The sequence below is a fragment of the Ketogulonicigenium robustum genome, assembly GCF_002117445.1.
Lineage (GTDB): Bacteria > Pseudomonadota > Alphaproteobacteria > Rhodobacterales > Rhodobacteraceae > Ketogulonicigenium > Ketogulonicigenium robustum.
This window is the reverse complement of record NZ_CP019937.1, coordinates 267,393-275,000: the sequence shown is the minus strand read 5'-3', so window position 1 is coordinate 275,000 and position 7,608 is coordinate 267,393. Positions and strand designations below refer to the sequence as shown.

At 64.7% G+C, this 7,608-nt stretch carries 6 protein-coding genes (1 of these 6 cut by a window edge); all 6 read left to right on the top strand.

Annotated features, from left to right (window positions below; all coding sequences use genetic code 11):
• Tightly spaced (at most 27 nt apart), the 6 genes in view from xdhA to BVG79_RS01410 form a layout consistent with a single transcriptional unit that may run on beyond the window.
• Window positions 1-814: the 3' portion of a xanthine dehydrogenase small subunit gene (gene xdhA, locus BVG79_RS01435; RefSeq protein ID WP_085787178.1), read on the top strand. Its footprint begins 551 nt before the window's first position; 814 of the gene's 1,365 nt are visible here — the last part of the coding sequence; its start codon lies off the left edge, out of view; it ends in the stop codon at window positions 812-814.
• Window positions 811-3,111, top strand: coding sequence for a xanthine dehydrogenase molybdopterin binding subunit (xdhB, locus tag BVG79_RS01430; RefSeq protein ID WP_085785330.1), 2,301 nt, complete (start codon window positions 811-813; stop codon window positions 3,109-3,111). The genes xdhA and xdhB overlap by 4 nt, the downstream gene beginning before the upstream one ends.
• On the top strand, window positions 3,108-3,998 hold the full coding sequence (xdhC, locus tag BVG79_RS01425; protein WP_085785329.1) for a xanthine dehydrogenase accessory protein XdhC: 891 nt from the start codon (window positions 3,108-3,110) through the stop codon (window positions 3,996-3,998). The genes xdhB and xdhC overlap by 4 nt, the downstream gene beginning before the upstream one ends.
• 27 nt (window positions 3,999-4,025) lie before the next feature.
• On the top strand, window positions 4,026-5,543 hold the full coding sequence (locus BVG79_RS01420; RefSeq protein ID WP_085785328.1) for an ABC transporter ATP-binding protein: 1,518 nt from the start codon (window positions 4,026-4,028) through the stop codon (window positions 5,541-5,543).
• The gene (locus BVG79_RS01415; protein ID WP_085785327.1) at window positions 5,540-6,631 is read left to right on the top strand and encodes an ABC transporter permease; all 1,092 of its coding nucleotides are present in this window, start codon (window positions 5,540-5,542) and stop codon (window positions 6,629-6,631) included. The genes BVG79_RS01420 and BVG79_RS01415 overlap by 4 nt, the downstream gene beginning before the upstream one ends.
• Window positions 6,631-7,557 (top strand): ABC transporter permease, encoded by a 927-nt coding sequence (locus BVG79_RS01410; protein WP_085785326.1) that lies wholly within the window; start codon window positions 6,631-6,633, stop codon window positions 7,555-7,557. The genes BVG79_RS01415 and BVG79_RS01410 overlap by 1 nt, the downstream gene beginning before the upstream one ends.
• Window positions 7,558-7,608 lie beyond the last annotated feature (51 nt).

Sequence of the window (7,608 nt, the reverse complement as noted above, 5' to 3'; positions counted from 1 at the left end):
ATGGTATGCCGCCAACCCCGATGCTACGCTGATTGCGGGCGCAACGGATGTGGGGCTGTGGGTCACCAAGCAACTGCGTGATCTGCCCAAGGTTGCCTTCCTGAACCGCGTGCGCGATTTGCAAACAGTCACGGTCACGGGCGACAGCATTCACATTGGGGCTGGTGTCACGATGAACCAGTTGCTGCCCTATCTGCGACAGTATCACCCGTCTTACGCCGAAATGGTGCGGCGCTATGCCAGCCATCAGGTGCGCAACGCGGCGACCATCGGGGGTAACGTGGCCAACGGCTCGCCCATCGGGGACAACCCGCCCGCGCTGATCGCACTGGGCGCGACGCTGCACCTGCGCCATGGCGACACACGCCGCAGCCTGCCGATCGAGGACTTCTTCATCGCCTATGGCAAGCAAGACCGCGCCAAGGGCGAGTTTGTCGAGGCGATCACCATCCCGACCACAGCCCCGGCGCTGCGTGTCTATAAACTGTCGAAACGCTTCGATCAGGACATTTCGACAGCTTGCGGGGCGTTTAACGTCACCGTGACGGACGGCATTGTCACAGACGCCCGCATCGCCTTTGGCGGCATGGCTGCAACCCCCAAACGCGCGAGCGCGGTCGAGGCCGCACTGCTGGGCCAGCTGTGGGGCACCGCGACCGAGGCTGCGCTGGCCGCCTTTGCCACCGACTACCAACCCCTGTCCGACATGCGTGCCAGCGCCGCCTACCGGCTAGAGGCCGCGCAGGGCCTGCTCTTGCGCTATATCGACGACCTTGCGGGCAAACAGACGCATGTGCTGGAGGTCTCGGCATGAGCATCGCGAAATCTCTGCCCCATGATGCTGCCCTACTGCACGTCACCGGCAAAGCCCGCTACACCGACGACATCCCCGCCCCGCGCGACGCGCTGCATTTGGCGTTCGGCATGTCGACCATCGCGCGCGGCAAGATCTTGTCCATCGACCTGACCGACGTGCGCGCCGCCGCGGGTGTGCATAGTGTGATCACGCTGGAAGACCTGCCGTTCGACAATGATGTCAGCGCCGTCGCCCATGACGAGCCGCTGCTGGCCAAAGGCGAGGTTCACTTTCTAGGCCAACCCCTGTTCATTGTCGCCGCAGACAGCCACCTTGCCGCGCGCAAGGCCGCCCGCAAAGCCAAGGTCGAATATGCCCCCGAAACGCCCATCCTGACAATCGAGGATGCGCTGGCGGCGAACAGCCGCTTCGAATCGGCCCCGCTGGTTTGGCGCAAGGGCGACGCCGATGCCGCACTGGCCCGCGCGCCCCGCACGCTGACAGGGTCGCTCACCATGGGCGGGCAGGAACACTTCTATCTTGAAGGCCAAGTCGCCATGGCGTGGCCGCAAGAAAACGGCGACATGCTGGTCAACTGCTCGACCCAGCACCCGACCGAAATCCAGCACAAGGTTGCCGAGGCCTTGGGCACCCATATGCACGCCGTCCGTGTGGAAACGCGACGGATGGGTGGCGGTTTTGGCGGCAAAGAAAGCCAAGGCAATTCGCTGGCCATTGCCTGCGCGCTGGCCGCCCGCGCGACAGGCCGTGTCTGCCGCATGCGGTATGACCGCGACGACGATATGATGATCACCGGCAAACGCCATGATTTCCGGATCGATTATAGGGTGGGCTATGACGATACAGGCCGGATCCTTGGCATCGACGTGACGCATTACACCCGATGCGGCTGGGCGCAGGACCTGTCGCTGGCCGTGGCCGACCGCGCCATGCTGCACGCCGAAAACGCCTATCTGATTGCCGACATGCGCATCACCTCGCACCGGCTGAAGACGAACATGCAATCGGCCACCGCCTATCGCGGCTTTGGCGGCCCGCAGGGCCTGTTCGGGATGGAACAGATCATCGCGCATCTGGCCCATGAAACAGGCATCGACCCTATCACCCTGCGCCAGCGCAACTACTATCAGCCGATGGGTAGCGCGGGGGCGGAAAACACCACGCCCTACGGCATGCAAGTGACCGACTTCATCTTGCAGGACATGACCGACCGCCTGCTGGATACCGCCGACTACACCGCCCGCCGCGCCGCAGTGGACGACTGGAACCGCACGAACGCGCGGCTGAAGAAAGGCATCGCTTTCTCGCCCGTGAAATTCGGCATTTCCTTTACCGCGACGCATTACAACCAAGCCGGGTCGCTGGTGCACATCTATCAGGACGGCTCGGTCGCGCTGAACCACGGGGGCACCGAAATGGGCCAAGGCCTGTTCCTGAAGGTCGCCCAGATCGCAGCCGAGGCGCTGGGGATCGACATCGATCGCATCCGCATCACCGCCACCGATACCGCCAAAGTGCCCAACACCTCGGCCACGGCGGCCTCGTCCGGGTCGGACCTGAACGGCGCGGCGGCCCATGCGGCCTGCGTCACGCTGCGCCAGCGCATGGCCGACTGCCTTGGCCCGCTATACCAGACCCCGCCCGAGGCCGTGCGCTTTGCCGACGATCAGGTGCATTTCGCCGAACAGTCCATCACCTTTGCCGAAGCCGCGCGGATTTGCTACTTCCAGCGCGTCGCCCTGTCGGCCACCGGCCACTACAAAACGCCCGATATTTCGTGGGACCGGATCAAGGGCCAAGGCCGCGCTTTTTACTACTTCGCCTATGGCTGCGCCATTTCCGAGGTGGTGATCGACACGCTGACCGGCGAAAACCGCATCCTGCGCGCCGACATCTTGCACGACACCGGCGCATCGCTGAACCCCGTGATCGACATCGGGCAGGTCGAGGGGGCTTATGTGCAAGGCGCCGGCTGGCTGACGACCGAGGAACTGGTCTGGGACGACAAAGGCCTGCTGCGCACCCACGCGCCGTCGACCTATAAAATCCCCGCCTGTTCCGACCGCCCGCGCATTTTCAACGTCGCTCTGGTGAACCGGCCCGCGCCGCTGCCAACCGTTTACCGGTCAAAGGCGGTGGGCGAGCCGCCGTTCATGCACGGCATCTCGGCCTTTTTGGCGCTGCAAGACGCTGTGGCTGCCTGCGGCCCCACATGGCCCGCCCTGCGCGCGCCCGCAACAGCCGAATCGATCCTGCAGGCCGTCGCCCGCGCCCAAACCGGCGCGGAAAAATGAGCCTCGACCTACCCGCGCTGACACGCGCGGTTCAGCGGCACGCGCGCCTTGTGCGCGTGCTGGTGCTGCGCCATGCAGGGTCGGTCCCGCGCGAGACGGGCACCAGCATGCTGGTCAGCGAAAATGATCTGGACGGCACCATCGGCGGCGGACGGCTAGAGGAAGAAGCCATCACCGCCGCCCGTGCCCTGCTGGCCGAAGGCGGGCCAGCCGCGCTGCAAACCTACCCGCTGGGGCCACGCCTTGGGCAGTGCTGCGGCGGCTCGGTCACGCTGCTATACGAGGTGTTCACCGCTGCCAACCTGCCCAGCGCCCTCCCCTATGCTCGCCCGATCGACCCTGCCGCGCCGCCGCCCCCCCACCTGACGCCCCTGCCCGACGGCAACCCGCGCATCGAGGGCGGCTGGATTATCGAGGGGCCGCCCCCCTTGGCGCGCCCCCTTTGGCTGTTCGGCGCTGGCCATGTCGGCCGTGCCATCGTCAGCATCCTTGCCCCGCTGAACGACCGTCAGATCACATGGGTCGACACCGCGCCCGACCGCTTCCCGCCGGTCGAAGGCAATGTCACCCCGCTGGTCGCCGCCGACCCCGCGCTGGTCGTGCGCTATGCCCCGTCCGATGCCGACCACCTGATTATGACCTATTCGCACGACTTCGACTTCGCCCTGTGCCACGCGCTGCTACAACACGGCTTTCACAGCGCCGGTCTGATCGGGTCCGATACGAAATGGGTGCGATTCCAGCGCCGCCTTGCCGCGCTGGGTCATTCGGACGCCCAAATTCAGCGCATTACCTGCCCGATTGGTGATCCGGCGCTGGGTAAAAGGCCACAAGCCATTGCGATTGGGGTCATATACGCTTTACTGAAAGGTAAAGAATTGGCGTAAACATCTGTCAAACAGTGGGAGGCTCGCTTGACTGACGTGCTGCTGGGCCTCTCGGGCCTGACCAAGGCTTACCCCGGGGTCGTGGCCAACAGCGACATCTCGTTTGCCATCGGCAAAGGCGAGGTTCATGCCCTGCTGGGCGAAAACGGCGCGGGCAAATCGACGCTGGTCAAAACCATCTACGGCCTGATCCGCCCCGATAGCGGCACAATGACCCTGAACGGCGCCCCCTACGCCCCGTCCGAGCCCCGCGCCGCGCGGTCGGCGGGGGTGGCGATGGTCTTCCAGCACTTTTCGCTGTTCGAGGCCCTGACCGTCGCGGAAAACGTTGCCCTCGGGATGGAAAACCCGCCCCCCATGGCGGCGCTGGCCCAGCGCATCACCGAGATTTCCACCGCCTACGGCCTGCCCCTTTCCCCCGAACGCATCGTCGGCGACCTCTCGGCGGGCGAGCGGCAGCGGGTCGAGATTATCCGCTGCCTGCTGCAAGACCCGCAACTGCTGATCATGGACGAGCCGACATCCGTCCTAACCCCGCAAGAGGTGACGACACTGTTCGAAACGCTGCGCCGCCTGCGCGGCGAAGGGCGCTCGATCCTCTATATCTCGCACAAGCTCGAGGAAATCCGCGCGCTGTGCGACAGCGCCACGGTGCTGCGCCACGGCAAGGTGGTCGGCAGCTGCGATCCGCGCACCACATCTGCCCGCGACATGGCCGAAATGATGGTTGGCAGCAGCCTGCAAATCCCAAGCCGCGCCCCTGTGCTGGCGGGGGATGTCATCCTCAGCCTGAAAAACCTCAGCCTGCCGTCGCCCCGCGCCTTTGGGACCAACCTGTCGGACATCAGCCTGAACCTGCGCAAAGGCGAGATTCTAGGTATCGGCGGTGTGGCGGGCAGCGGGCAGGACGAGCTGTTGCTGGCCCTCTCGGGCGAGGTGCGCAGCCCCGCCGACATGGTGATGCTGAACGATCAGGACATCGGCCAACTGCGCCCGAACGATCGGCGCAAACTGGGCCTGCTGACCGCCCCCGAAGAACGCCTCGGCCATGCGGCCGCGCCTGATATGTCGCTGACCGAGAACGCGCTGCTGACGGGCGCGCTGCGCGAAGGTTTGGTCAAAAGCGGGCTGGTAAACTGGGGCAAGACCACCACCTTCGCCCGCCGCATTATAGAAACATTCGACGTGCGCACCCCCGGCCCCCATGTCGCCGCCCGCGCCCTGTCGGGCGGCAACCTGCAGAAATTCGTCGTGGGCCGCGAGATTTTGCAAAATCCCGCCGTGCTGGTGGTGAACCAGCCCACATGGGGTGTAGACGCCGCCGCCGCCGCCGCGATCCGGCAAGCCCTGCTGGATCTGGCGGCAAAAGGCGCCGCGATCATTGTCATCAGTCAAGACCTGGATGAGTTGATGGAGATTTCCGACCGTTTCTGCGCCCTGAACGCGGGTCACCTATCCCCCGCCCGCGATGCCCGCGGACTGGGTCTGGATGAAATCGGCCTGATGTTGGGCGGGATGGCGGCTGACGCTGGGGTACCCGCATGATCCGTCTGGAAAAACGCCCGAACCCCTCACATGTCTGGACTTGGCTGACGCCGATCATCGCCGTGATCGTCACCATGATCGCGGGCGGCATCATGTTCGCACTGCTGGGCAAAGACCCTGTCACAACGCTGCACACCATCTTTTGGGACCCGATCTTAGGCCCCTACGCCAGCTACTTCCGCAGCCAACTGCTAATCAAGGCGGGGCCGCTGGTGCTAATCGCAGTGGGGCTGTCGTTCGGATTTCGCGCGGGCATTTGGAACATCGGGGCCGAGGGGCAATACATCGTCGGCGCCATTTGCGGCGCGGCGGTGGCCTTGGCCTTCTACCCTGCCGCCGGCTGGTACATCTTCCCGCTGATGGTCGTTGCGGGCGCTTTGGGCGGCATGGCTTGGGGGTTGATCCCCGGCATTTTACGCGTCCGCTATGGCGCAAGCGAGACTTTGGTCTCGTTGATGCTGGTCTATGTCGCCGAAAAGCTGATCGCACAAATGGCGCTGGGGCCGATGCGCAACCCAGACGGCATGGGCTTTCCGGGCTCGCGCGTGATCTCTCGCTATCCGGCGGCGGCGAATAACGAATTGATCGCGGGTAGCGGCATGCACTGGGGGGTGGTGGCCGCCCTGATCGCGGTGATCTTGGCCTACGTCACCCTCAGCCGCCATATGTTCGGCTTCAACATCCGCCTTGCGGGGCAAAGCCCGCGGGCTGCCAGTTTCTCGGGCGTCAAACCGGGGCGATTGATCTTGATCTGCACGGGGCTTTCAGGCGCGCTGGCAGGGCTGGCCGGTATGTTCGAGGTGGCGGGCCCCGCAGGGCGCATCTCGATCGACTTTGGCGTCGGCTATGGATTTACCGCGATCATCGTGGCGTTTTTGGGCCGCCTGCACCCCATCGGGATTTTGCTGGCAGGCCTATTGATGGCACTGACCTACATCGGCGGGGAGTCGGCGCAAACCGCTATCGGCCTGCCGGGCGCGGCGATCCAGATGTTCCAAGGGATGCTGTTGTTCTTCCTGTTGGCCTTTGACGTCTTCACCAATTACCGCCTGCGTTTCACGCGGCCCGCACGCAAAGAGGCCGCGTAATGGACCTGTCCTCGATCAACCCCGTCCTGCTGATCGCATCGCTGATGGTCGCATCGACCCCCATCTTGCTGGCCGCTATTGGCGAGTTGGTGGTCGAAAAATCCGGCGTCCTGAACCTTGGGGTAGAGGGGATGATGATCACCGGCGCGATCTGCGGCTTTATTGTCGCGGTGCATAGCCAATCCGTCACGCTGGGCTATCTGGGCGCGGCACTGGGCGGGGCAGCGCTGGCGCTGGTCTTCGCGCTGTTGACCCAATTCCTGCTGTCAAACCAAGTGGCGACAGGGCTATCGCTAACGCTGTTCGGCCTCGGGTTCGCGTCACTGATGGGGCAGGGTTACAACGGGATCAAGGCCCCGCCGTCAGCCACGCTGAACGTGCCGTTCCTGTCCGATGTGCCTGTGCTGGGGCCAATTTTGTTCCGCCACGACGCGATGGTCTATGTCTCGCTGCTGCTGTGCCTTGGCGTGTGGGTCTTCTTGAACCGCAGCCGCGCGGGGTTGATCCTGCGGGCAGTCGGGGAAAACCACGATGCGGCGCACGCGCTGGGGTATAAGGTGATCTTGGTGCGCAGCCTTGCGATCTGTTTCGGCGGGGCCTGCGCGGGCCTTGGCGGGGCGTATCTGAGCCTTGTCCGTGTGCCGCAATGGACCGATGGCGTCACCGCTGGCGCGGGCTGGATCGCACTGGCCATCGTGGTCTTCGCCAGCTGGCGGCCGGGGCGGTTGCTGATCGGGGCCTATCTGTTCGGCGGCATCGCCGTGCTGCAGATCAACCTGCAGCTGGCGCGGGTGCCGATCCCGGTCTCGCTGCTGGCGATGACGCCGTATCTGGTCACCATTCTGGCGCTGGTGCTGCTGTCGCGCGGGCGCAGCCGCGCAGGCGGACCCGCGATGATCGGTAAACCTTTCCACGCCACCCAATAACGTTTCCCGGGAAACCGGAACCAAACGCCGGGCCAAAGCCCCGCACCAACA

Bases quoted from the DNA above. Each gene is read 5' to 3' on its own strand.
- xdhB (WP_085785330.1), top strand. From the start codon at position 811: ATGAGCATCGCGAAATCTCTGCCCCATGATGCTGCCCTACTGCACGTC.
- xdhC (WP_085785329.1), top strand. From the start codon at position 3,108: ATGAGCCTCGACCTACCCGCGCTGACACGCGCGGTTCAGCGGCACGCG.
- BVG79_RS01415 (WP_085785327.1), top strand. From the start codon at position 5,540: ATGATCCGTCTGGAAAAACGCCCGAACCCCTCACATGTCTGGACTTGG.
- BVG79_RS01410 (WP_085785326.1), top strand. From the start codon at position 6,631: ATGGACCTGTCCTCGATCAACCCCGTCCTGCTGATCGCATCGCTGATG.